We start from the raw sequence: 21,573 nt of genomic DNA on the forward strand, positions 1-21,573 counted from the left end.
CGCTTGCCGATGTCGTACCCCCGGTCCAGGATGACCGCCGGAGGTACGGAGCATCATGACGTTGACGCCTTACCGGCAGGCCCTGGCCCAGCCCGGCCTGCGGGCCCTGCTGCTGGTGGCGGTGCTGGCCCGCATCCCGCTCACCGCGACGGGGGTGACGCTCACCTTCTACGTGGTGCTGGAGCTGGGCCGGGGTTACGGTGCCGCCGGCCTGGTCGGTGCCGCGTCGGTCGCCGGCACGGCCATCGGTTCGCCCCTGCTGGGCCGGTTGGTCGACAGGCGTGGTCTGCGTCCGGTGGTCGCGGTGACCACCGTCGTCGAGGCGGCCTTCTGGGCGAGCGCCCCGACGTTGAGCCTGCCGCTGCTGCTGCCCGCCGCGTTCGTGGCCGGGCTGTTCGCGCTGCCGGTCTTCTCGGTGGTCCGGCAGTCGATCGCCGCGCTGGTGCCGGCCCAGCGCCGCCGCCCCGCGTACGCGCTGGACTCGATGTCGATGGAGCTGTCCTTCATGATCGGGCCGGCGCTGGCCGTGGCGCTGGCCACCGCCGTCTCGCCCCGGGTCACGCTCTGGGCGGTGGGCGCGGGCATCGTCGGCGCGGGCATCGTGCTCTGGCTGCTCGATCCGCCCATCCGTAGCGTGGACGAGCCGGTCGGTCCGCAGCCCCGGGTGCCCCGGCGGCAGTGGCTGACCAGCCGCCTGCTCGCGGTGTTCGCGGTGAGCACCGCCGCGACCCTGGTGCTCGGCGGCACCGACGTGGCGGTGGTGGCGGTGCTGCGGGCCGGCGGCGAGGTCGGCTGGACGGGCGCGGTGCTCACCGCCTGGGCGATCGCCTCGCTGGTCGGCGGCTTCGCGTACGGTGCGGTCCGCCGCTCCTTCTCCCCGCTGGCCCTGGCCGCCCTGCTCAGCCTCTGCACCATCCCGGTCGGGTTGGGTGGCGGCCACTGGTGGCTGCTCTGCCTGACCCTGCTGCCGGCCGGCGCGCTCTGTGCCCCCACCATCGCCGCCACCGCCGACGCGGTCAGCCGGCTCGCCCCCGCCGGGGTCCGCGGTGAGGCGATGGGCCTGCACGGCTCCGCCACCACGGTCGGCATCGCGCTCGGCGCTCCGCTGGCCGGCGCGGTGATCGACGCCTCGGTGCCGCTCTGGGGCTTCGTGGTCACCGGGGCGGTGGGGCTGCTGGTGACCCTGGTGGTCCTGCCGACCGAGCTGCGTCACCGCCGCCCGCCCGTCGCCCCGGCATCCACCCTGTCCGCGCCGGCACCGGCCGCCTGAGCCACCGCCCGCCGACCGGCCCGTAGCCGCGTCACGACCGGCACCGCCCGGGTGGCCGGTGACGTGCGGTACCGGCGGCACCCGGCTGCCGTGGGTGCGCGGTGGCCGGTGGTGCGAGTGGCCATGGGTGCGTTGCGGGCGTCACGCGCCCCGGCCCGTCATGGGGGTGCATGCGTAGCGGGCACACCCGGAGGTCCGCCGCCACCCGGGCACATACCTTCACCGTTGAGCGGTATGCCTCAGAGTCATATCTATGACTCTGAGGCATACCGCTCGACCGGGGGTGGGCCACCCCGGCGGGTCCGCACCAGTGGGAGGCGGGACCGGAACGTGCGCTCCACCGGGCTCCCCTGCCCCCGTCATCGCGAGGAACGGCGAAGGGCACCGCGCCCCGGTGGGGTGCGGTGCCCTTCGGTGGTTCGTGCCGGGCGTCAGCGCCGGTCGAGGTTCCCTGCGGTGTCCTCCTGGTAGCTGGCGCCGCCGTTGACCTCGCTGGTCAGCGGCTTGGCACCACCCTCCGGCGGGCCGGCGAGGCTCTGCCCGGCGGCCAGCTCGGGGAACTTCGCGTCGAACGCCGGGCGCTCGGAGCGGATCCGGGGCATCCGGTCGAAGTTCCGCAGCGGCGGCGGGGAGCTGGTCGCCCACTCCAGCGAGTTGCCGTGGCCCCACGGGTCGTCCACCTCGACGACCGGCCCGGTCTTGTACGACTTCCAGCAGTTCCAGATGAACGGCAGGGTCGAGATACCGGTGATGAACGCGCCGATCGTGGAGATCATGTTGAGCGTGGTGAAGCCGTCGCCGGGCAGGTAGTCGGCGTACCGGCGGGGCATGCCCTCGGCGCCGAGCCAGTGCTGCACCAGGAAGGTGGTGTGGAAGCCGATCATCGTGAGCCAGAAGTGAATCTTGCCCAGGCGCTCGTCGAGCATCCGGCCGAACATCTTCGGGAACCAGAAGTAGATGCCGCCGAAGACGGCGAACACGATGGTGCCGAAGAGCACGTAGTGGAAGTGCGCCACGACGAAGTAGTTGTCGTGCAGGTGGAAGTCGAGCGGCGGGCTGGCCAGCAGCACCCCGGTCAGACCACCGAAGAGGAAGGTCACCAGGAAGCCGATGGCGAACAGCATCGGCGTCTCGAAGGTGATCTGGCCCCGCCACATGGTGCCGATCCAGTTGAAGAACTTCATGCCGGTCGGCACGGCGATCAGGTAGCTGAGGAAGCTGAAGAACGGCAGCAGCACCTGGCCGGTGGCGAACATGTGGTGCGCCCAGACGCTCATCGACAGGGCGGCGATGGCGATGGTGGCGGCGACGAGGCCCTTGTAGCCGAAGATCGGCTTGCGGGAGAAGACCGGGATGATCTCGGTGATGATGCCGAAGAACGGCAGCGCGATGATGTACACCTCGGGGTGGCCGAAGAACCAGAAGAGGTGCTGCCACAGCATCGGGCCGCCGGTGGCCGGGTCGTAGACGTGCGCGCCGAGCAGCCGGTCCGCGGCCAGCGCGAAGAGCGCGGCGGCCAGCAGCGGGAAGACCAGGATCGCCAGCAGGCTGGTGACCAGCATGTTCCACGTGAAGATCGGCATCCGGAACATGGTCATGCCGGGGGCGCGCAGGGTCAGGATCGTGGTGATCAGGTTGACCGCGCCGAGGATGGTGCCCAGACCGGAGATGGCCAGGCCGACGACCCACATGTTCGCGCCGACGCCGGGCGAGTGCTCGATGCTGCTCAGCGGGGTGTAGGCGGTCCAGCCGAAGTCGGCCGCGCCACCCGGGCTGAGGAAGCCGGCGGTCGCCATCGTGCCGCCGAACAGGTACAGCCAGTAGGCGAAGGCGTTCAGCCGGGGGAACGAGACGTCGGGGGCGCCGATCTGCAGCGGCACGACGTAGTTCGCGAACGCGAACACGATCGGCGTCGCGAAGAACAGCAGCATGATCGTGCCGTGCATGGTGAACAGCTGGTTGTACTGCTCCGGCGACAGGAACTGCATGCCCGGCCGCGCCAGCTCGGCTCGCATGATCAGGGCCATCAGGCCACCGATCATGAAGAACACGAACGCGGTGACCATGTACATGATCCCGATCTGCTTCGCGTCCGTGGTGCGCAGCAGCCGCGCGATGGCCGACCCCTTGACCGGCTCTCGGACCGGCCATGGCCGGGTCACGACCGGCTTGGGTGCGACGGTGGTCACGAATGGCCTCCGGTTCTCGGTTGTCCCGCTCGGCACGCCTCGTCAACTGCGGGCCGTCATCCGAAAGGATGTTAGTCCCCGGCAGGTGGCAGCACCGCTCGGGGTGCTCTGGCACCATGTCCGGTCACCCGACGCACCTACAGCGGGTCGACCAGGAGCCGGTAGTGCTCGCCGAAGATCCGCCCGCCCCGCCCGCGCAGCAACGGGTCGCGCAGCGCCGGCGGCACGTCCCGGGTGCGGTTGCGGTCGCGGGTCCGGTCCCGCACCCATCGGGTACGCGGACGACGGCGGCTCTCGTACGCGACCAGGGCCGCCTCGACGCTGCCGGCGGCGCGCAGCGACTCGGCGAGGACCACCGCGTCCTCCAGCGCCATCGCGATCCCCTGGGACAGGGTGGGCGCGGTGGCGTGCGCGGCATCGCCGACCAGCAGCACCCGGCCCCGGTGCCAGCGGCCCAGCTCGACCTCGTCGGTGAGCCCGACCTGCACGTCGCGCCAGGCGGCCAGCACCGCCGGGACCGGCCCGCCGTAGCCGCCGAAGAGTTCGTGCAGCCGGGCGACCGGGTCGGCCGGGGCGACGGTGCCGGCCTCGTCGGCGTAGCAGTAGAGCCGGCCGGCGCCGAGCGGCACCACGAGGAAGCCGGCCCGCCGGCCGAGCAGCGCCGTCCAGTCGGGCACGTCCGGGCCGTCGCGCACCACGCCCCGGTAGACCACCTGACCGGCGGGGCGGGGCGGGCCGCCGAGCGCGGCCAGGGAGCGGACCGCCGAGCGGGGGCCGTCGGCGCCGATCACCAGGTCGTACTCGCCGCCGGTGCCGTCGGTGAAGGTGACCGCGACCCCGGCGGGCAGCAGCTCGACGGTGCTCACCTCGGCGCCGTGCCGCACGGCGCCCCCGGCACCGCTGAGCAGCACCTGGTAGAGGTCGCGGCGGGGCAGCGCCCGGCACTCCCCCACCTCGGCCCAGAGCGTGTCGAGGTCCACCTCGCAGAGCGGGTCGCCGGCGGCGTCGAGGAACCGTTGGCGGTGGATCACCTGCCCGAGCGGGCGGACCGGGCCGTCGAGGTCGAGCCGGCGCAGCGCGCGGGCGGCGTTGCCGGGCAGGTAGAGGCCGGTGTCGGCCAGTTCGTTCGGGGGGAGTTTCTCGGTGACGTCCGGCCGGAAGCCGGCCAACCGCAGGGCCCGGGCGACGGCCAGACCGGCGATGCCCGCGCCGACGACGAGGATGCGCAGGGGGGAGCCACGCATGGTGGTGTACGCCTCCGGAGGGGATCGGTACGCGGTGAAGGCAAGACACTACTCCGCGCGATCGGCGCACACCAGAGCCGATGATCCCCCCGTCCGGCACGCTCCGAACCGGACAGAAAGTTGTCCAGCCCACTGAACGGGGTTCGATCGAAGAATACCCATCGGCCGGATGTCGTTCGTCTCACTACAGTGACGGCGTGACAACGGAAGAGTCATACCGCTCGGTCAAGTCGGCGGGTCGGGCACTGGACGTGCTGGAGGCGCTCGCCACCCCGGACGGCCCCCGCTCACCGGTGGAGCTGAGCCGGGCGCTGGGCATTCCCAAGAGCAGCCTGCACGCCATCCTGCGGACCCTGCTGGACCGCGAGTGGGTGGCCGCCGATCCGACCGGCACCCGGTTCTCGGTGGGGTTGCGGGCGCTGGAGGTCGGCGCGACGTTCCTGGCCGGCGCGGACGTCGCCGCCCTGCACGAGGTGACCCTGGACCGGCTGGCCGAGTTCTCCGGCGAGACGGTGCAGCTCTACCGGCTCGACCGGGGCGCGGTGGTGCTGCTGGCCCGGCGGGACTCGGCGCACGTCGTCCGGCCGGTCTGTGCGGTGGGTCGGCGGCTGCCCGCGCACGCCACCGCGGCCGGCAAGGCGCTGCTCGCCGCGCGGTCCGACGAGGAGGTGGACCGGCTGTTGCAGTGGCCGCTGCCGGCGGTGACCGGGCGGACGGTCACCACGCCGGAGGCGCTGCGCGCCGAGTTGGCCGCGGTGCGGCGGCGGGGCTGGGCCGAGGAGTGGGAGGAGTGCGGTCCGGGGCTGGCGGCGGTGGCGGTGGCCGTACCGCTGCGGGAGCCGGCGGTGGACGCGATCTCGGTGGCCGCGCCGGTGGACCGGCTGGGTCCGGAGGTACGGACGCGGTTGGCGGCGGTGTTGCGGGAGGCGGCGGCGCAGGTTCGGACGGCGCGCACACTGCTCTCGCCCAACCTGTAGAACGCGGTTCACGTACGGGGACGAGATCGGCCGCTCACTTAACCGGTTCAGTTGCATAGCAGTTTCAAGTATGTAAATGTGTTCGGGACCGTGGGAGCGCTCCCGGTCATGTCCGACACACCTCCGGCGCCCCCGCGCCGCAGCCAAGGAGCATCATGAAGCGTCCATTGCGGGCCCTCGCCGCCGCCGGCCTCCTGGCCGTCGGCACGATCGTGGCCGTCGCCGTCGGCGGCACCGCCTCCGCCGACACCCAGATCTGTGAGCAGTACGGCTCCACCGTCATCGGCGGCCGGTACGTGGTCCAGAACAACCGCTGGGGCACCACCGCCCAGCAGTGCATCAACGTCACCGGCAGCGGCTTCAGCATCACCAGCCAGCAGGGTTCCGCGCCGACCAACGGGGCCCCGGTGTCGTACCCGTCGATCTTCGTCGGCTGCCACTACACCAACTGCTCGCCGGGCACCAACCTGCCGGCCCAGGTGAAGTCGATCAGCAGCGCGCCGGGCAGCATCTCCTTCAACTACGTCGGCGGGGCGATCTACGACGCCGCCTACGACATCTGGCTCGACCCGTCGCCCAAGCGGGACGGCGTCAACGCCATGGAGATCATGATCTGGTTCAACCGGCAGGGCAGCATCCAGCCGATCGGCTCGCCGGTGGGTAACACGAACATCGCGGGCCGCAGCTGGGAGGTGTGGCGCGGCAACAACGGCGGCAACAACGTCATCTCGTACGTCGCCCCGTCGGCGATCCAGAGCATGAGCTTCAACGTGCTGGACTTCATCGCCGACACCCGCAACCGGGGAGCGATCACCAACGACTGGTACCTGACCAGCATCCAGGCTGGTTTCGAGCCCTGGCAGGGCGGTGCCGGGCTGGCCGTCACCAACTTCTCCCAGACCGTCAACACCGGCGGCAACCCGCCGCCGACCACCGCCCCGCCGACCACGCCCCCGCCCACCGGCGGCGGCTGCGCGGTGAAGTACACCTCCAACTCGTGGAACAACGGCTTCACCGCCGACGTGACCATCACCAACCGGGGCGCAAGCGCCATCAACGGCTGGACGCTGACCTACAACCTGCCCAGCGGGCAGCAGGTCACCAGCTCCTGGAACGCCACCGTCAGCCAGAGCGGGTCGACGGTGACCGCACGCAACGCCGCGCACAACGGCAGCATCTCCCCCGGTGGCACCGCCACCTTCGGCTACCAGGGCTCGCTGAACGGGACGTACTCGGCGCCGACCAGCTTCTCGCTCAACGGCACCGCCTGCGCCCGCGCCTGAACCCCACACCACCCACCACCACGCGGGGGGCGTGACCCACAGGGTCACGCCCCCCGCACCTTTTCGGGCTCAGCCACCCAGGGCGTCGATGTCGCGCATCTCCTCGGCGGTCAGCGAGAAGTTCCAGATGTCGACGTTGGCGCGGATGCGTTCCGGGGTCACCGACTTGGGGATCACCACGATCTCGTGGTCGACGTGCCAGCGCAGCACCACCTGCGCCGGGGAGACGTCGTGCGCGGCGGCGATCCGGGTCAGCACCGGATCGGCCAGGTCGCTGGCCTTGAACGGGCTGTAGCCCTCCAGCACGATCCCCCGGTCCCGGTGCTCGGCGTGCCGCTGCCGGTCGTACAGCGACGGGCTCCACCGGATCTGGTTGACCGCCGGGTTCTCCTCGGTCGCCTGGATCAACTCGTCGAGCTGTGCGGTGGCGTAGTTGCTCACCCCCACCGCCCGGGTGAGGTCCGCGTCCCGGGCGGCCAGCAGCTCGCGCCAGACCGGGATGCTGTCCGCGGGCGACGACGGCGGCCAGTGGATCAACCAGAGGTCGACGTGGTCGGTGCCCAGCGCCCGCAGGCTCGCCTCGATCGTCTCCCGTTCCCGGCCGACCCGGTCCGGCGGCAGCTTGGTGGTGATGAAGACGTCCTCGCGGCGCAGCCCGCTCTCCCGCACCGCCCGGCCCACCTCCTCCTCATTGCCGTACATGGTGGCGGTGTCGATGTGCCGGTAGCCGGCGTCCAACGCGGCCAGCACGGCGTCGTAGCCGGCCCGGCCGGTCGCCTGCCAGGTGCCGAACCCGAGCAGCGGCATCCGGACGTCACCGGGGAGCAGGACGGTGGGTTGGTCGAGATCCATGTCGACGGTTCTACCCATGATCGGCGCGAGCATGCCGGGCGAGCGGCGAACCCGGGCCGATTGCCGGAGAATGCCGATGTGCCGAGCACCGACCGGGCCGACGGCGAGGAGCATCGTGTACCTGACCCACCTGGAGTGTCCCCGCTGCGGCCGGGAGCACGACGCCCACCGGCTCACCAACCTGTGTGACTGCGGGTCACCGCTGCTGGCCCGCTACGACCTGGCGGCGGTGGCCGCCGCCGTGACGCCCGAGCGGTTCGGGCTGCGCCCGGCCGACCTGTGGCGCTACCGGGAACTGCTGCCGGTGGCCGACGAGCGGCACGTCACCACGTTGGGTGAGGGCTGGACGCCGCTGTGGCGCGCGCCGGCGTACGGCCACGAGATCGGCGTGGCCGACCTGATCGTCAAGGACGAGGGGCTCACCCCGACCGGGTCGTTCAAGGCCCGGGGTGCCGCCGTCGGCGTGAGCCGGGCCCGCGAACTGGACGTACGACGGTTCGCCATGCCCACCAACGGCAACGCCGGAGCGGCCTGGGCGACGTACGCGGCGCGGGCCGGGATGGCGGCGACCATCGTGATGCCGCTGGACGCCCCGACCATCTGCCGCCGCGAGTGCGTGGCCGCCGGTGCCGACCTGCTCCTGGTGGACGGGTTGATCAGCGACGCCGGACGACGGGTGGCCGAGCTGGTGGCCGAGGCGGACGGGGCGGTCTTCGACGCCGGGACGCTGCGCGAGCCCTACCGGCTGGAGGGCAAGAAGACGATGGGGTACGAGATCGTCGAGCAGCTCGGCTGGCAGGTGCCCGACGTGATCATCTATCCCACCGGTGGCGGGGTGGGCCTGATCGGCATCCACAAGGCCCTGCACGAGCTGCGGGAACTCGGCTGGGTGAGCGACCGGCTGCCCCGGCTGGTGGCGGTGCAGTCGACCGGCTGCGCGCCGATCGTCCGGGCGTTCGCCGCCGGTGAGGAGCGGGCCCGCCCCTGGGCCGACGCGCACACCGTGGCGTTCGGGATCACCGTGCCGGCCCCGCTCGGCGACGAGCTGATCCTGACCGCGCTGCGGGAGAGCGGCGGGACGGCGGTCGCCGTCGACGACGCGGAGATCCTCACCGACCTGCGGGAGTTCGCCGCCCGGGAGGGGCTGCTGCTCTGCCCGGAGGGGGCGGCCTGCCTGACCGCCGCCCGGCACCTGCGGGCCGGGGGCTGGATCCGCCCCGACGAGCGGGTGGTGGTGCTGAACACGGGGTCGGGGCTGAAGTACCCGGAGACGGTGGACGTCTCCGCCGTACCCGTGGGCTGACCGCCGCCGGCCGGCGTCCCGGTGCGCTGGACGCCGGCCGGCGGCGGCTGCGGGTCAACAGCCGGGGGTCAGGACGTCGGCGGTTCGTCCTCGCCGGCGGCCTCCGCCGCGTCGGCTTCCTCCTTGGTGTGGTGCACCACCTGGTCGGCGTGCTCCGGCGGGCCGTAGACCGTGTAGAGCACCAGTGGGTTGGGCCCGGTGTTGACGAAGTTGTGCTTCGTCCCGGCCGGTACCACCACCAGGTCGCCCTGGGCGACCTCCCGGGTCTCCCCGCCGACCCGGGCCTCCCCGGTGCCGCTGACGAAGGTCAGGATCTGGTCGATCCCGTCGTGGACCTCCGCACCGATCTCCCCGCCCGGCGGAATGGTCATGATCACCAACTGGGTCTTCTCGCCGGTCCACAGCACCCGGCGGAAGTCCGGGCTCTTCTCGGCGACCGTCGCGATCGTGAAATGCTCCATGTTCCGCTCATACCCGCAACGGCAACGGATCACGCCGGGTCGTGCAGATGAAGCAATTCCCGGCCCCGGGCAGGTTTGCCTGCCGTCAGATCGGGCAACGAGCACCCCGGACCGGAGCGGGGGACCGCACCGGTCGCACCAGGTCCCCGCTGGCGTACCGCCGGAATGGCTGCGGTGGTGGGAGACGGTCGGAGCGCGGCGACGGACGGCCGGTGTGCCGTACGGCGCCGTGCGCCCGTATCCGCCGACCTCAGGCCAGGACCGCCAGGTGGAACGGACGGTCCGTGACACTGCCGTCGGTGGCGAACGTCCTGACGAACACCCCGTTCGGGATTCCCGTCCGACCGACCACGCTGATCCCACCGGGCGGCGCGAGCCCGGCGCTGCCCGCCAACCCGATCGTGCCCACGTAGCCGGCGGTGCTCACGTCCTGGTCGAAGACGACCTGGTACATGCCGGGGGCGAGCCGGGTGGCCGACGCCGCGCCGAGCCCCCGGGCCAGGGTGCCGTTGGCGTGCACCACGGCGTAGAGCATCCGGGCCGAGGCGGGCAACCCCACCCGCCGGTCGCCGGCCAGTTGGGCATCGGCCAGGGCCAGGTCGGTGCGGCAGGGGACGGGCTGGCTGACCGGACGACGCCGGGAACCGGTGCTGGACATCGTGGTGCTCCTGCCTGCCGGCCACCTGCTCGGGCCGGGAGCGATGAGGGATGGTGATCCGCGCCGACCGAGCGGATCCGTACTTCGAAAATATGTCGGTTACACCTTTTGCGACCACACGCCCGACTGTCCGTTACCTGACACCCAACCACCGTGAGCTGCGGAAACGTGCCCGACACGGGTCGTCGCCCACTGACAGAGATGGCGGCACCGGCCCGACCGGCCGCTCCCGGACCCACCGCTCCCGCCCGGACGACGGCCGGGGCCGACGCCCCGGGGCTAGCCTGCTGGGGTGGCCCGCCTGCTGCTCGTCGAGGACGACCTGACCATCCGCGCCCCGCTGGTCCGGGCGCTGCGCGACCGGGGGCACGCGGTGGCCGCCGCGTCGACCGCGATGGAAGGGCTGCGGCACACCCTCGACGACCGCCCCGACCTCGTCGTGCTCGACCTCGGCCTGCCCGACCTCGACGGCGGCGAGCTGCTGCGGATGCTGCGTGCGGTCAGCGCCGTGCCGGTGATCGTGGCCACCGCCCGGGACGACGAACGGGAGATCGTCCGGCTGCTCGACGCCGGGGCGGACGACTACCTGGTCAAGCCGTTCACCGCCGCCCAGCTCGACGCCCGGGTCCGGGCGGTGCTGCGCCGGGGCGGGGCCGAGCGGCCCGACGGCGAGCCGGTGCTGGTGGTCGGCGGGCTACGCATCGATCCGCGCGCCCGCCAGGTCACCCTGGACGACACGCCGGTGGAGCTGACCCCGCGCGAGTTCGACCTGCTGCACCACCTCGCCGCCCGCCCCGGCACGGTGGTGACCAAACGGGAACTGCTCACCGAGGTCTGGCAGATCCCCTACGGCGGCGCGGACAAGACCGTCGACGTGCACCTGTCCTGGCTGCGCCGCAAGCTCGGGGAGAGCGCCCAGCAACCCCGCTACCTGCACACCGTACGCGGGGTCGGGGTGCGGCTCACCGCGCCCGGGACGTAGCGCGCGGGTGGCCGCGCCCGGACGCAGCGCCCGGGTTGCGGTGCCCCGGGGCCGGTTGACCGGCCCGCCGCCACGGGCGGACCGGCCAACCGGTGGTTCACCGCACGGCGCAGGTGGCCACCGTCGGGGGCTGGTTGTCGCCGGTGACGACCATGCCCCAACTGGTGGTCGCGCCGGGGATCAGGCTGCCGTTGTAGGCAGCGTTGGTCGCGGTGACCTGCCGGCCGGACTGGCTGACCGTGGCGCTCCACGACGAGGCGACCTGCTGGGTTCCGGCGAAGGTCAACGCGGTGCTCCAGCCGGTGATGGCGCTGACACCGAGGTTGCGCACGGTGACCTCCGCCTGGAAGCCGCCCGACCACGAGCCGGTCACCCGGTAGGCGGCCGAGCAACCGGTCACCGGGGCCGGGGTGCCGGTGGGGGTCGCGGTGGGGGTGACCGGCGGCGTCACGGTGGGGGTGGCCGTGGGGGTGCCGGTCGGGGTCGGGGTCGGCCCGTCGGAGGTGGTGTAGTCGACCCGGGTGTACGCCGCCGAGCACGTCCCGCCGCAGGAGGCGGGCAGGGCGAACCGGTAGACGCGACCGTTGTTGATCAACGCGCCGGCCGCGTCGCGGACCCGGATCTGGAAGTCGGTGCCCCCGGCGGCGGTCGCCCCGATCACGTACGACTGTCCCATGTCACTGTTCATCGTGGCGGCCGTCCACACCCCACCGGCCAGGTACTCCACCCCATGGATGCCGTTGGCCAGGTGCGAGACGGCGATCGCCGGCCAGTACCGCTGGGCGCCCTTCATGAAGCCGATCCGGATGTCGCCCGTGTAGTCCGGGGCGGGCACGAACGACCAGGAGACGTGCCGGTTGTTCCAGTGGGTGGGGTTCATGTCCCCCACCGGCGTGCCGTTGCGCACGAAGCGGTTGAGCGAGGCGGTGGAGAGGTCCAGGTGGTAGGGGTCGTCCCGGCACCAGGCGTTACCGTCGCCGCAACTGTCCGCCACCACCATGGTCAGGGTCGCCCCGCTGTACGCGTCGGCGGTCCACGAGCCGTTGCGGCAGAACGGCTGGCCGGGCGCGCCGTCGTTGACGCCGGTGCAGTAGTCGCCGACGGTGACCCGGACGAACCGGCCACAGTTGAGGCCGTTGTTCCACAGCCCGATCTTCGCCGCCTGGCTGGCCGGGATCGGCCGCATCGGGTACGACGAGTAGTCGCCGGGCAGGTCGTAGGCGTTGAGCGCGACGAAGTCCGGCGCGTCCAGCTCCGCCTGGGGCAGGCCGCAGCCGCCGTACGGTGCGCCGAGGGCGTCGAAGTGGGTGGCGTTGCCGGTGACCGGGGTGGTCGGCTCGGGTACCGCGAGCGCCCCGGCGGGCAGCGGGACGACCAGCAGCAGTACGGCGGCGGCGGTCAGCGCCGCGAGCAGGCCGGCACGGTGACGCGAGGTTGTCATGAGGGGGTACGCCTTCCGGGCAGCATAAAGCGGGGACATGGGTCTTCGGATGCCCTTCCACGCCCGGCGTACCGCCCACCCATGCCACCACCGGCACCGACCACTGTCAATGTCCAAGGTGGACGTGACCGGGGCCGTGACCGTCGACGGGACCGGGTGGTCGGTGACGCGACCGCCGTAACCCCTGTGGCGGGGGCGTCCGGCCCGGTAGATTGAGGTATGGTGCCCGCCCCCGGGGGTCGGGTGGCGGAGCCGGTCTACCGCCCCATCCTCACCAGCAGACGCGGTGAGCTGGAGGCGCTGGGTCATCTGGACAGCGCCCACGCTCCCCTGGTCGTCCCGGTCCTCGACGTGTCCCCGGCCGACACCGGCCTGCCCCAGGTGCTGCGCCGGCTGCCCGCCGGGCTGGTGCCCGCCGTCGACGTGTGCGCGCTGCCCGACGGGCCGGGCGGCGAGCTGGCCCGCTGGGGCGTACCCGTGCAGCCGGTGATCGGGTTGACGTGTGGCGACGGGCGGCTGGCCGCACACGGCGCGGCGTGCCGGGCGTACGCCCGGGGGGCGGTGGTCCGGCTGCGGTCCGGCCGGGACCGCACCGGCCCGCACGCCACGACGGCGGCGGTGGAGCGGGTGTGGCGGCGCACCGGACTGGTCCCGGAGCAGTGCGACCTGCTGGTCGACGCCGCCGACGTCTGCTGCCCGGCGGACCTGCGCGTCGCCGAGCCCCGGGTACGCCGGGTGGTGGACTGGGCCCGACGGCACGCCTGGCGCACGGTGACCGTGGCGGCCGGCGGGATGCCGCCGTCGCTGTCCCGGCTGCCCACCGACGAACCGGTCCGGGTGGACCGCTGGGACTGGCTGTTCTGGCGTCGGCTGGCCGACCTGGGCGTCGGGTACGGCGACTACGGGGTGTCGCCCGCGCCGCCGGGCGGGGTGGAGTCGGGCGGCGTGGAGCCGGGCGACCGGCTGCCCACGGTGCGGTACACCACCGAGGACGGCTGGTGGATCTACCGCTGGTCGCGGCGGGGCGGCCGGGGCGACGAACGGTTCGCCGACCTGTGCCGCACCCTGGTCACCGCCCCGCACTGGCCGGTTGGCGGGGCGGGCCTCTCCTGGGGCGACCACGAGCTGCTACGTCGGGCCCGCCGGGTCACCGGCGCGGGCTCACCGGCGAACTGGACGGCGTGGAGCACGTCGCACCACCTGGCGCACGTGCTGGCGGCGCTGACCGGCCCGGCCGACGGGCGTCGCGGCCCGCCGACGCCCGTCGAGGACCGCACCGGGTTCACCCGCCCGCACCGGGGCGGTGAGCACCGGCGGGGTCGCTGACCGGGTCACTCCTGCTCGGTGAACCCGAACTGCACCACGCCCTCGTCGTCGACGGAGGCGTCCACCGAGCTGTCGTTGAGCAGTTCGGCGGCATCGGCGTCGAGGAAGATGCGCGCCCCCTCCGTGTCGACCACCTGGTCGCCCTGCGCCGGCACCGGGACCAGCTCGATGGTGAGCGCGCCGGCCTCGGTGTCGGCGGCGATCCGCAGCCCACCGTCCTGGGCGACGTCCTGCTGGGCCGCGAGGTCACGGATCACGAGCACGGCGTTGTCGGTCATGGTGAGCATGATGGGACTCCTCGGGAGTTGTCGGGCGGAACGTGGCGCGACGTCAGATGCGCGCCCCCTGCGGCGGGCCGGTGCCCGCCTGGCGGTTCCGGGGTGCCGCCGCGCGGCCCTCTCCCCCACCGTGCCCCCTGACCAGGGGTTCGTCAAATAGAGCGGGGTCTGTCGGAGATCCCCGTTTCCGCTCCTCACGGCCCCGCGGCTTTCTACCCTGAGCCCATGGACGCTGCCCGACGGTACGCCGCCGAACTGATCGGTACCCTGCTGCTGGTCTTCGTCGGGGTGGGCACCGCCGTGTTCGCCCAACTCCAGGGCGGCGTGGTGGTCGTGGCGCTGGCCTTCGGGTTCGTCCTGGTGGGGCTGGTGTACGCGATCGGCCCGCTCTCCGGCGCGCACCTCAATCCGGCGGTGACGTTGGGGGTGCTGCTCTCCGGCAAGATCTCCGTGGTCGGCGCGGTGGCGTACTGGCTGGCGCAGTTCGTGGGGGCCACCGTGGCCGGCTTCGCCATCTGGGGGCTGGTCCGCTGGGGTGGCGTGGCGGACCAGACCGGGGTGTTGGGCACCAACGGTTACGGGGTGCACATCAACCAGGGCGGTACGGCGGTGCTGGAGGTCGTCCTGACGTTCCTGTTCGTGCTGGTGGTGCTGGTGGTGACGAGCCGGGTCGAGCACGCCGGCTTTGCCGGCCTGGCGATCGGCCTGGCGTTGGTGGCGGTGCTCCTGGTGGGGATCACCCTGGACGGCACCTCGATCAACCCGGCCCGGTCGTTCGGCCCGGCCGTGTTCGAGGGGGGCGCGGCGCTGCGCCAACTGTGGGTGTTCATCGTCTTCCCGCTGCTCGGCGGGGCGCTGGCCGCGCTGGCCGCACCGCTGCTGGTGAAGCCGAGCCGGCACTTCCGCGCCGAACCCGACGCGCCCGACCCGGCCGCGCCGGACCCGACCTGACCCGACCGGCGCCGGGCCGCCCCCGACCGGGGCCACCGGCCGTGGAAGAAAATCTACGGCACCGAGGCTTGCCCGACGGAAACCTTCGTGGCAGCGTCGGCGCATGCATCGTCGTCTCTTCCCCCGGACGCTCGCGCTGGTGGCGCTGGTCGCCACCGTGGCCGCCGCCGACGCGCTGCCGGCGACCGCCGAGTCACCCACCCCGGCGGCCACCCGGCTGCACGCCACCATCGACGCCGTCCTCGCCGACCCCCGGCTCGCCGGGGCGCAGGCCGGGGTGGTCGTGGTGGACACCGCCACCGGCCGGACCCTGTACGACCGCAACGGCGACCGTCGCCTGGTGCCCGCCTCCAACACCAAGCTGTTGACCTCGACGGCGGCCCTGGCGCTGCTCGGCCCCGGGCACCGGTTCGGCACCGACGTGCTCACCGACGGCCGCCGCCGGGCCGGCCTGGTCTCCGGCAACCTCTACCTGCGCGGCGGCGGCGACCCGACGATGCTGGCCGCCGACTACGACGCGCTGGCCGCCCAGGTCGCCGGAAGCGGGGTACGGATGGTGACCGGCAACCTGGTCGCCGACGACACCCGCTACGACGCCACCCGGCTCGGCCCGGAGTGGGCCTGGGACGACGAGTCGTACTACTACGCGGCGCAGGTCTCCGCGCTGACCCTCGCCCCGGACACCGACTACGACGCGGGCACGGTGATCGTGCGGGCCGCCCCGGCGGGGAAGGCCGGGGCACCGCCGGTGGTCACCATGACCCCGCCCAACGGCTACCTGCGGATCGACAACCGGGCCGAGACGGTGGCCGACGGCGAGACGACGCTGTCGTTCGAGCGGACGCACGGCGGCAACACCATCGTGGTCACCGGCCGGATCGCGGCCGGCGCGGCGGCGGTCAGCGACTGGATGACCGTCGGGGAGCCCACCGGCTACGCCGCCGACGTCTTCCGGGACGCGCTGCGCCGCCACGGGGTACGGGTGCTCGGGCGCACGGTGCCCGGCCGGGCCACCCCGGCCGACGCCACCCCGGTGGCCCGGCACGACTCGATGACCCTGGCCGAGCTGCTGGTGCCCTTCCTCAAGCTGTCCAACAACGGGCACGCCGAGGTGCTGACCAAGGAGATCGGCCGGGTCGTCTCCGGGTCGGGAAGCTGGCCGGTCGGGCTGGCCGCGATCAGCGAGTACGTCGCCGACACCGGGGTGGACACCGGCGTCCTGCGCCAGCTCGACGGCTCGGGGCTGTCCCGGCGCAACCTGATCCCGGCCGGCGAGTTCGTCGCGCTGCTCACCGCCGTCCGCCGGGAACCCTGGTTCGACACCTGGTACGCGGCCCTGCCGATCGCCGGCAACCCGGACCGCCTCGTCGGTGGCACCCTGCGCAGCCGGATGCGCGACACCCCGGCGGCGGACAACGTGCACGCCAAGACCGGCAGCCTGACCGGGGTGTCCGGCCTCTCCGGCTACGCCACCGACGCCGACGGCCGGCTGCTCGCCTTCTCGGTGGTGTTCAACAACCACCTGACCTCGTCGGTCAAGGGGCTGGAGGACCAGATCGCCATCGCGCTGGCCAGCTACCGCGACAGTGACGGCGGGTCGGCTCGGGCCACCCCGCCGGTGGCCCCGGAGGCCCCCCGGGTGCCCGAGGGTCGGGAGTGTTCCTGGGTCAAGCCGATCGTCTGCTGAGCCGGCCCGGCCCGGCTCAGCGCCGCTGCAGCACCACCACCGGGATCTCCCGCTCGGTCTTGCTCTGGTACTCCTCGTAGGCGGGCCAGATGGCGGTCATCGTCGGCCACATCCGGGCCCGCTCGGCCGGCTCGGCGGTGCGCGCCCGCACCTCGAACGTCTCCGGGCCCACCTGCACCCGGGCCCCGGGGTCGGCGAGCAGGTTGAGGTACCAGGAGGGGTGCTGGGGCGCACCGCCCTGGGAGGCGACGACCAGGTAGTCGTCGCCGTCCCGGCCGTAGATCAGGGCGGTGCGGCGCAGTTTGCCGCTGCGCCGGCCCCGGGTGGTCAGCAGCAGGGTGAACACGCCCGGCTGCCACTCGTGGCCCTCCGCGCCGCCGGTGGCGACGTACCGGCGGATGTGGTCGGCGACCCAGCCCTCGGGGCTGTCCAGCACCTGTTCGTCGGTCGGCATCGGCATCTCCGGTGACTCGTGGGCATCGACCCGGACACGCTAACCCGACCCGAGGCCCGGAACCGGGTGAACGACTCAGCGCACCGCCGCCGCCTGGAGGTTCACGTTGCCGCAGCTGTTGCGGAAGGTGCCCTCGACGGTCCAGCGGATCAGCAGCTTCTCGCCCCTCGGCACCCGGAACTTGATCACGAACTGGGCGGTGTGCGTGGTGTGCGGGTCCTCCAGCCGCAGCGTGCGGGTCGACCCGCCGGTGGACAGCCGCACGTCCAGCCGCCCCTGGGCCATCCAGATGCCGGCGAAGAGGTGCACCGTACGCGGTTCGCCGTCGCCGGCCACGGACAGCGCGAACCCGTTGCCCGCACCGCAGACGAACACCCCGGTGGCGGTGGCGGGGACGACCGGCACCGGTGCCCCGTCACGCCATCCGAACAGCTCGGGGTTGGTGTCGTAGCGGTCGCGGGCGCCCCGGCCGCCCTCGTCCCGGATCTCGCCGGTGCCGCCGCCCTTGCGGATCACGGTCTCCGGCCGGTTGAGCCCCCAGTGCACCCAGTCCCGGGTGCCCAGCGCGGTCAGGTCCACCTCGGCCGGCACGTCGGCCCGGGAGACGCTCAGCGTCGGTGCGGCCGGCGACGAGGACGCCACCGGGGTGGCCGGCGGTGTCGGCGGCACGCTCGGCGGCGGGGTGCGTTCCCGGGGCTGCAGGCCGGGTTCGACGACCCCGGCCTCGGCCGACACACCCACCCCCGCCGCCCCGGTCGGATAACCGGCCGGGGTCGGGGCGCCGGCCGGCAGCACCAGGTCGGGCTCCGACGGGTCCGGGTCCGGGCCCAGATAGGTCACCAGCACCGCGAGGCAGGCCAGGGTGGCCACCGAACCGATCGCCCAGCGGCGGCGTTGCCGACGACGGGCCTCCCGCCGCTGCGCGCTGCGCGTCGTCGGGCCCGGCCCGATCCGCCAGGTCTCTTGGTCGTTCACGCGTGTCCCACTCCCCAGCCCGACGCCCGCGACCGGTCGGGGAGGGGGTTCGGTCGCGGCGTGAGCGTTCTCACGTTTTCATTTCAAGGCCGTGATGCGCCATATGCCAGCGGGAGGGCGTTTCCAGTTTGTTACCAAGTGATCCCGATGGAAAGTTTCCTACTTGTTGGAAAACCGCAGCTCAGGGCCGAAATGGTGGGGAGATCGACAGAGGGCGTTCCGGTCAGCGGATCTCGAAACCCAACGCCTGCGCCAGCACCATCGCCTGCTGCGGGTCGATCACCGCGCCGACCCGCTCGACCGCCGTCGGGTCGAGCGCGGTCAGGTCACTGCCCCGCAGGTCGGCCCGGGTGAGCCGCGCCCCGCGTAGCTGGGCGGCCGAAAGGTCCACCCGGGCGAGGGTCGCGCCGGTGAGGTCCGCCCCGGACAGGTCGGCCTCCCGCATCCGTACGTCGCTGAACCGCGCGCCGCGCAGGTCGGCACCGGGCAACCCGACGAACGACCAGTCCCCGCCCGAGACCCGCAGCGGGCGCAGCGCGCACCCCTCGAACGTGCTGCCGACCAGCTTGCAGCCGGTGAACTCGGCCTCGAACAGGTTGCACCGGCGGAACCCGCAGCGGACGAAGGCCGAGTCGGTGTGCCGGGAGGCGTTGAACGACACCCCGCCGAAGTCGCACCCGGTGAACGAGGCGCCCCGGCTGACCGCCTCGGTCAGGTCGACGTCGGTGAAGACGCAGCGCACGAAGTGCCTGTCGGTCAGCTCCTCGGCGTACCAGTCGGTGTGGCGGAACGTCTCGTCCTCGATGGTCTGCGGCACGGCCCCACCCTAGGTGCGAGCACCGACACCACCACCGCACCTTTCGTCCGGCGCATACCGGCTAGTAGTTTCGGCGGGTGAGCGTGGCACCCAGCACCGACCCGGCCCGTACCGGCTTCGACCCGGCCCGGCTCGCCCGCATCGACGAACACTTCGGCAGGTACGTCGACGACGGGCGGCTGGCCGGTTGGCAGATCGTCGTCACCCGTCGCGGCGAGGTCGCGCACTCCTCGGTCTACGGGATGCGCGACGTGGAGGCCGGCACCCCGGTCGAGCCGGACACCATCTGGCGGATCTACTCGATGACCAAGCCGATCACCTCGGTCGCGGCGATGATGCTGTGGGAGGAGGGCCGGTTCGAGCTGACCGACCCGATCAGCCGCTGGCTGCCCGAGTTCGCCGACGTCCGGGTCTTCGACAAGGGGTCGGCGCTCAAGCCGTACACGGTGCCGGCGGTCGAGCCGATCCGGGTGTGGCACCTGCTCACCCACACCGCCGGGCTGACCTACGGGTTCGCGCAGACCTCGGTGGTCGACGCGCTCTACCGGGCCGCCGGCTACGACCTCGACGTCCCGCCGGGGCTCGACCTGGCCGGGGCGAGCGTCGGGATGGCGAAGCTGCCGCTGCTGTTCCAGCCGGGCACCGGCTGGAACTACGGGGTCTCCACCGACGTGCTGGGTCGGCTGATCGAGGTGGTCTCCGGGCAGAGCCTGGCCGACTTCCTCACCGATCGGATCCTCACCCCGCTGGGCATGACCGACACCCGGTTCTGGGTCGACCCGGCCGACGCCAAGCGGCTCGCCGCCCTGTACATGCCGCACCCGGGCACCGGCCGGACGGTCCGCGCCGACCAGCTCGGTGCCGCCGCGCTGACCCGCCCGCGGTGCTTCTCCGGCGGGGGCGGACTGGTCTCCACCGCCGCCGACTACCACCGGTTCACCCAACTGCTGCTGCGCGGCGGCGAGCTGGACGGCGTACGCCTGCTCGGGCCCCGAACGGTGCGCTACATGACCCGCAACCACCTGCCCGGCGGTGGCGACCTGGCGTCGCTGCAGCCGCAGGGGTTCGCCGAGACGGTGCTGGACGGCATCGGTTTCGGCCTGGGCTTCGCCGTGGTGCAGGACCCGGTGCCGGCCAAGGTGCCGAGCAGCGTCGGCGAGTACTACTGGGGCGGGCTGGCCAGCACCGCGTTCTGGGTCGACCCGGCCGAGGAGATCACCGCCCTGCTGTTCACCCAGTTGATGCCGTCGAGCACCTACCCGCTGCGCTCCCAGCTCCGCCAGCTCGTCTACGCCGCCCTGGTCGGCTGAGCCGGCGGGCCGCCACCACCGGGGTGACGGCCCGGTCGCGGCTCAGAGCAGGTGCTGGACTCGGGTGGCCCGCACGGTCGCCGGGCCACCGGCCGACAGGCCGGAGACGAGGTACGCCCGGACGGTGCCGTCCGGACGCACGGTCCACAGGTCGGGGACGCCGTCGGCGTCGAGGTCGGCGACCGAGATCGTGGTGATCGTCGTGGCGGTGTTCCAGTTGCTGGCGACGTGGTACTGGGTGTGGGTCAGCGAGCCGGTGCCGTCACCGTTGTCGACCAGGGTGACCCCGGTCCAGAGGAAGAGGTCGCCGGTGGCCGCGTTGCGCAGGTACATCGCCACCCCGGTGGCGGTCTCGGTGCTGGCGACGGTCCAGTTCTGCCAGTCCGTTCCCCCGGTCGGCGTGGCGTCGGCGAGCGCCACCCGGAAGAGATAGCCGCCGGGCATGCCGAGGTTGGGGTGGTAGACCAGCCGGTGGCCGTTGGTGGCGTCGCCGGTGACCGAGATCAGATCCGGGTACTCCGGGTTGACGCCGTCGGCCCCGTAGGCGTTGGCCACCTGGAGCGGCGGGTTGCCGTTGTCGTCGACGAGCTGATCGCTGAAGACGGACATCTGGTTGCCGCTGAGGTTCGGGTCGAGCATGGTGCCGTCACCGGCGCCCCGGATGATGCTGGCGTTCCCGGCAGCGGGGCCGCCGGGGTAGTAGGCGAGGAAGTCCTGCCGGTCGCCGCCGAAGAAACGCCCCGTGACCACCTGCGCCCCGTCGAACTCGGCGGGCGCGTTGGTGCCGCCGACGCCGTTGCCGAGCAACCCGATGTTGTCGGCCGGCGTGTGCACCCGGCCGGTGCCGACGCCGGTGCGGCGCGACGTCAGGCCGGTCGCGGACCAGACGCCGGAGCCGAGGCCGGCGGTGCCGCCGACGGTGACCAGGTCCGGCACGCCGTCGCCGTCGAGGTCCCGGTCGACCGAGCCGACGACCGCCGGCGTCGGGTGCCGGTCGGCCGGGGCGGCCAGGGCGGGCGCGGCCGGCACGGTCGCGGCGAGGGCGAGGGCCGCCGGAGCGCTCCAGGCGAGCAACCGGCGTGGTACGGAAAGGACGGCCATGATGTTTCCCCCGT

At 73.0% G+C, this 21,573-nt stretch carries 20 protein-coding genes; 9 read left to right on the top strand and 11 right to left on the bottom strand.

Annotation, left to right across the window (positions count from 1 at the left end; genetic code table 11):
- Positions 1–55 precede the first annotated feature (55 nt).
- Positions 56–1,270 carry an MFS transporter gene (locus JQX11_RS24000; RefSeq protein ID WP_204927219.1) on the top strand — a complete coding sequence of 405 codons (1,215 nt, stop codon included), beginning with the start codon at positions 56–58 and terminating at the stop codon, positions 1,268–1,270.
- 431 nt (positions 1,271–1,701) lie between these two features.
- Here the strand turns inward: JQX11_RS24000 and ctaD are convergent, their stop codons facing one another.
- Positions 1,702–3,459, bottom strand: a complete 1,758-nt coding sequence (ctaD, locus tag JQX11_RS24005) for an aa3-type cytochrome oxidase subunit I (RefSeq protein ID WP_204927220.1) — start codon at positions 3,457–3,459, stop codon at positions 1,702–1,704.
- Positions 3,460–3,596: 137 nt separating this feature from the next.
- On the bottom strand, positions 3,597–4,703 hold the full coding sequence (locus tag JQX11_RS24010) for an FAD-dependent monooxygenase (RefSeq protein ID WP_204927221.1): 1,107 nt from the start codon (positions 4,701–4,703) through the stop codon (positions 3,597–3,599).
- A gap of 197 nt (positions 4,704–4,900) precedes the next feature.
- Here JQX11_RS24010 and JQX11_RS24015 point away from each other — a divergent pair, with 197 nt between their 5' ends.
- Together JQX11_RS24015 and JQX11_RS24020 are read left to right on the top strand one after the other, a co-directional pair.
- Positions 4,901–5,680: an IclR family transcriptional regulator gene (locus JQX11_RS24015; RefSeq protein WP_307826329.1), complete on the top strand. Its 780-nt coding sequence runs from the start codon at positions 4,901–4,903 to the stop codon at positions 5,678–5,680.
- A gap of 155 nt (positions 5,681–5,835) precedes the next feature.
- Complete coding sequence (locus JQX11_RS24020; RefSeq protein WP_204927223.1) at positions 5,836–6,963, top strand: glycoside hydrolase family 12 protein; 1,128 nt, start codon at positions 5,836–5,838, stop codon at positions 6,961–6,963.
- A gap of 69 nt (positions 6,964–7,032) precedes the next feature.
- On the opposite strand, the gene JQX11_RS24025 is transcribed toward JQX11_RS24020, so the two are convergent.
- Positions 7,033–7,815, bottom strand: coding sequence for an aldo/keto reductase (locus JQX11_RS24025; RefSeq protein ID WP_204927224.1), 783 nt, complete (start codon positions 7,813–7,815; stop codon positions 7,033–7,035).
- Positions 7,816–7,930: 115 nt separating this feature from the next.
- Here JQX11_RS24025 and JQX11_RS24030 point away from each other — a divergent pair, with 115 nt between their 5' ends.
- Positions 7,931–9,118: a threonine synthase gene (locus JQX11_RS24030; protein WP_204927225.1), complete on the top strand. Its 1,188-nt coding sequence runs from the start codon at positions 7,931–7,933 to the stop codon at positions 9,116–9,118.
- A gap of 68 nt (positions 9,119–9,186) precedes the next feature.
- Here JQX11_RS24030 and JQX11_RS24035 read toward each other — a convergent pair whose 3' ends face one another.
- Both JQX11_RS24035 and JQX11_RS24040 read right to left on the bottom strand, forming a co-directional pair.
- Positions 9,187–9,579, bottom strand: coding sequence for a cupin domain-containing protein (locus JQX11_RS24035; RefSeq protein WP_204927226.1), 393 nt, complete (start codon positions 9,577–9,579; stop codon positions 9,187–9,189).
- A 250-nt stretch (positions 9,580–9,829) separates the two neighbouring features.
- Positions 9,830–10,237: a hypothetical protein gene (locus JQX11_RS24040; protein ID WP_204927227.1), complete on the bottom strand. Its 408-nt coding sequence runs from the start codon at positions 10,235–10,237 to the stop codon at positions 9,830–9,832.
- Positions 10,238–10,529: 292 nt separating this feature from the next.
- On the opposite strand from JQX11_RS24040, the gene JQX11_RS24045 reads away from it, so the two are divergent.
- Positions 10,530–11,219 (top strand): response regulator transcription factor, encoded by a 690-nt coding sequence (locus JQX11_RS24045; protein ID WP_204927228.1) that lies wholly within the window; start codon positions 10,530–10,532, stop codon positions 11,217–11,219.
- Positions 11,220–11,316: 97 nt separating this feature from the next.
- Here JQX11_RS24045 and JQX11_RS24050 read toward each other — a convergent pair whose 3' ends face one another.
- Positions 11,317–12,660, bottom strand: a complete 1,344-nt coding sequence (locus JQX11_RS24050) for a cellulose binding domain-containing protein (RefSeq protein ID WP_204927229.1) — start codon at positions 12,658–12,660, stop codon at positions 11,317–11,319.
- Between the two features lie 219 nt (positions 12,661–12,879).
- On the opposite strand from JQX11_RS24050, the gene JQX11_RS24055 reads away from it, so the two are divergent.
- Positions 12,880–13,986: a beta family protein gene (locus JQX11_RS24055; protein ID WP_204927230.1), complete on the top strand. Its 1,107-nt coding sequence runs from the start codon at positions 12,880–12,882 to the stop codon at positions 13,984–13,986.
- Positions 13,987–13,991: 5 nt separating this feature from the next.
- Here JQX11_RS24055 and JQX11_RS24060 read toward each other — a convergent pair whose 3' ends face one another.
- On the bottom strand, positions 13,992–14,273 hold the full coding sequence (locus JQX11_RS24060) for an adhesin (protein ID WP_204927231.1): 282 nt from the start codon (positions 14,271–14,273) through the stop codon (positions 13,992–13,994).
- 216 nt (positions 14,274–14,489) lie between these two features.
- Here JQX11_RS24060 and JQX11_RS24065 point away from each other — a divergent pair, with 216 nt between their 5' ends.
- Both JQX11_RS24065 and dacB read left to right on the top strand, forming a co-directional pair.
- Positions 14,490–15,215 (top strand): MIP/aquaporin family protein, encoded by a 726-nt coding sequence (locus JQX11_RS24065; RefSeq protein WP_204927232.1) that lies wholly within the window; start codon positions 14,490–14,492, stop codon positions 15,213–15,215.
- A gap of 103 nt (positions 15,216–15,318) precedes the next feature.
- Entirely contained in the window at positions 15,319–16,902 is a 1,584-nt protein-coding gene (dacB, locus tag JQX11_RS24070) for a D-alanyl-D-alanine carboxypeptidase/D-alanyl-D-alanine endopeptidase (RefSeq protein ID WP_204927233.1), read from the top strand.
- Between the two features lie 16 nt (positions 16,903–16,918).
- Here dacB and JQX11_RS24075 read toward each other — a convergent pair whose 3' ends face one another.
- From JQX11_RS24075 to JQX11_RS24085, 3 genes are all read right to left on the bottom strand, one after another.
- Positions 16,919–17,356, bottom strand: coding sequence for a nitroreductase family deazaflavin-dependent oxidoreductase (locus JQX11_RS24075; RefSeq protein WP_204927234.1), 438 nt, complete (start codon positions 17,354–17,356; stop codon positions 16,919–16,921).
- A 75-nt stretch (positions 17,357–17,431) separates the two neighbouring features.
- Positions 17,432–18,331 (bottom strand): hypothetical protein, encoded by a 900-nt coding sequence (locus JQX11_RS24080; protein ID WP_307826330.1) that lies wholly within the window; start codon positions 18,329–18,331, stop codon positions 17,432–17,434.
- A gap of 223 nt (positions 18,332–18,554) precedes the next feature.
- Positions 18,555–19,148, bottom strand: a complete 594-nt coding sequence (locus tag JQX11_RS24085) for a pentapeptide repeat-containing protein (protein ID WP_204927235.1) — start codon at positions 19,146–19,148, stop codon at positions 18,555–18,557.
- A 77-nt stretch (positions 19,149–19,225) separates the two neighbouring features.
- Here JQX11_RS24085 and JQX11_RS24090 point away from each other — a divergent pair, with 77 nt between their 5' ends.
- Positions 19,226–20,458 (top strand): serine hydrolase domain-containing protein, encoded by a 1,233-nt coding sequence (locus JQX11_RS24090; protein WP_204927236.1) that lies wholly within the window; start codon positions 19,226–19,228, stop codon positions 20,456–20,458.
- A 42-nt stretch (positions 20,459–20,500) separates the two neighbouring features.
- Here the strand turns inward: JQX11_RS24090 and JQX11_RS24095 are convergent, their stop codons facing one another.
- On the bottom strand, positions 20,501–21,559 hold the full coding sequence (locus tag JQX11_RS24095) for a hypothetical protein (RefSeq protein ID WP_204927237.1): 1,059 nt from the start codon (positions 21,557–21,559) through the stop codon (positions 20,501–20,503).
- Between the last annotated feature and the right edge of the window lie 14 nt (positions 21,560–21,573).

The sequence above is a fragment of the Micromonospora humida genome (assembly GCF_016901255.1).
GTDB lineage: Bacteria > Actinomycetota > Actinomycetes > Mycobacteriales > Micromonosporaceae > Micromonospora > Micromonospora wenchangensis.

Coding starts and splice junctions, on each gene's coding strand:
- JQX11_RS24000 (WP_204927219.1), top strand. CDS start 56: ATGACGTTGACGCCTTACCGGCAGGCCCTGGCCCAGCCCGGCCTGCGG.
- JQX11_RS24010 (WP_204927221.1), bottom strand. CDS start 4,703: ATGCGTGGCTCCCCCCTGCGCATCCTCGTCGTCGGCGCGGGCATCGCC.
- JQX11_RS24025 (WP_204927224.1), bottom strand. CDS start 7,815: ATGGATCTCGACCAACCCACCGTCCTGCTCCCCGGTGACGTCCGGATG.
- JQX11_RS24060 (WP_204927231.1), bottom strand. CDS start 14,273: ATGCTCACCATGACCGACAACGCCGTGCTCGTGATCCGTGACCTCGCG.
- dacB (WP_204927233.1), top strand. CDS start 15,319: ATGCATCGTCGTCTCTTCCCCCGGACGCTCGCGCTGGTGGCGCTGGTC.
- JQX11_RS24095 (WP_204927237.1), bottom strand. CDS start 21,559: ATGGCCGTCCTTTCCGTACCACGCCGGTTGCTCGCCTGGAGCGCTCCG.
- JQX11_RS24075 (WP_204927234.1), bottom strand. CDS start 17,356: ATGCCGACCGACGAACAGGTGCTGGACAGCCCCGAGGGCTGGGTCGCC.
- JQX11_RS24065 (WP_204927232.1), top strand. CDS start 14,490: ATGGACGCTGCCCGACGGTACGCCGCCGAACTGATCGGTACCCTGCTG.
- JQX11_RS24035 (WP_204927226.1), bottom strand. CDS start 9,579: ATGGAGCATTTCACGATCGCGACGGTCGCCGAGAAGAGCCCGGACTTC.
- JQX11_RS24040 (WP_204927227.1), bottom strand. CDS start 10,237: ATGTCCAGCACCGGTTCCCGGCGTCGTCCGGTCAGCCAGCCCGTCCCC.
- JQX11_RS24050 (WP_204927229.1), bottom strand. CDS start 12,660: ATGACAACCTCGCGTCACCGTGCCGGCCTGCTCGCGGCGCTGACCGCC.
- JQX11_RS24020 (WP_204927223.1), top strand. CDS start 5,836: ATGAAGCGTCCATTGCGGGCCCTCGCCGCCGCCGGCCTCCTGGCCGTC.
- JQX11_RS24055 (WP_204927230.1), top strand. CDS start 12,880: ATGGTGCCCGCCCCCGGGGGTCGGGTGGCGGAGCCGGTCTACCGCCCC.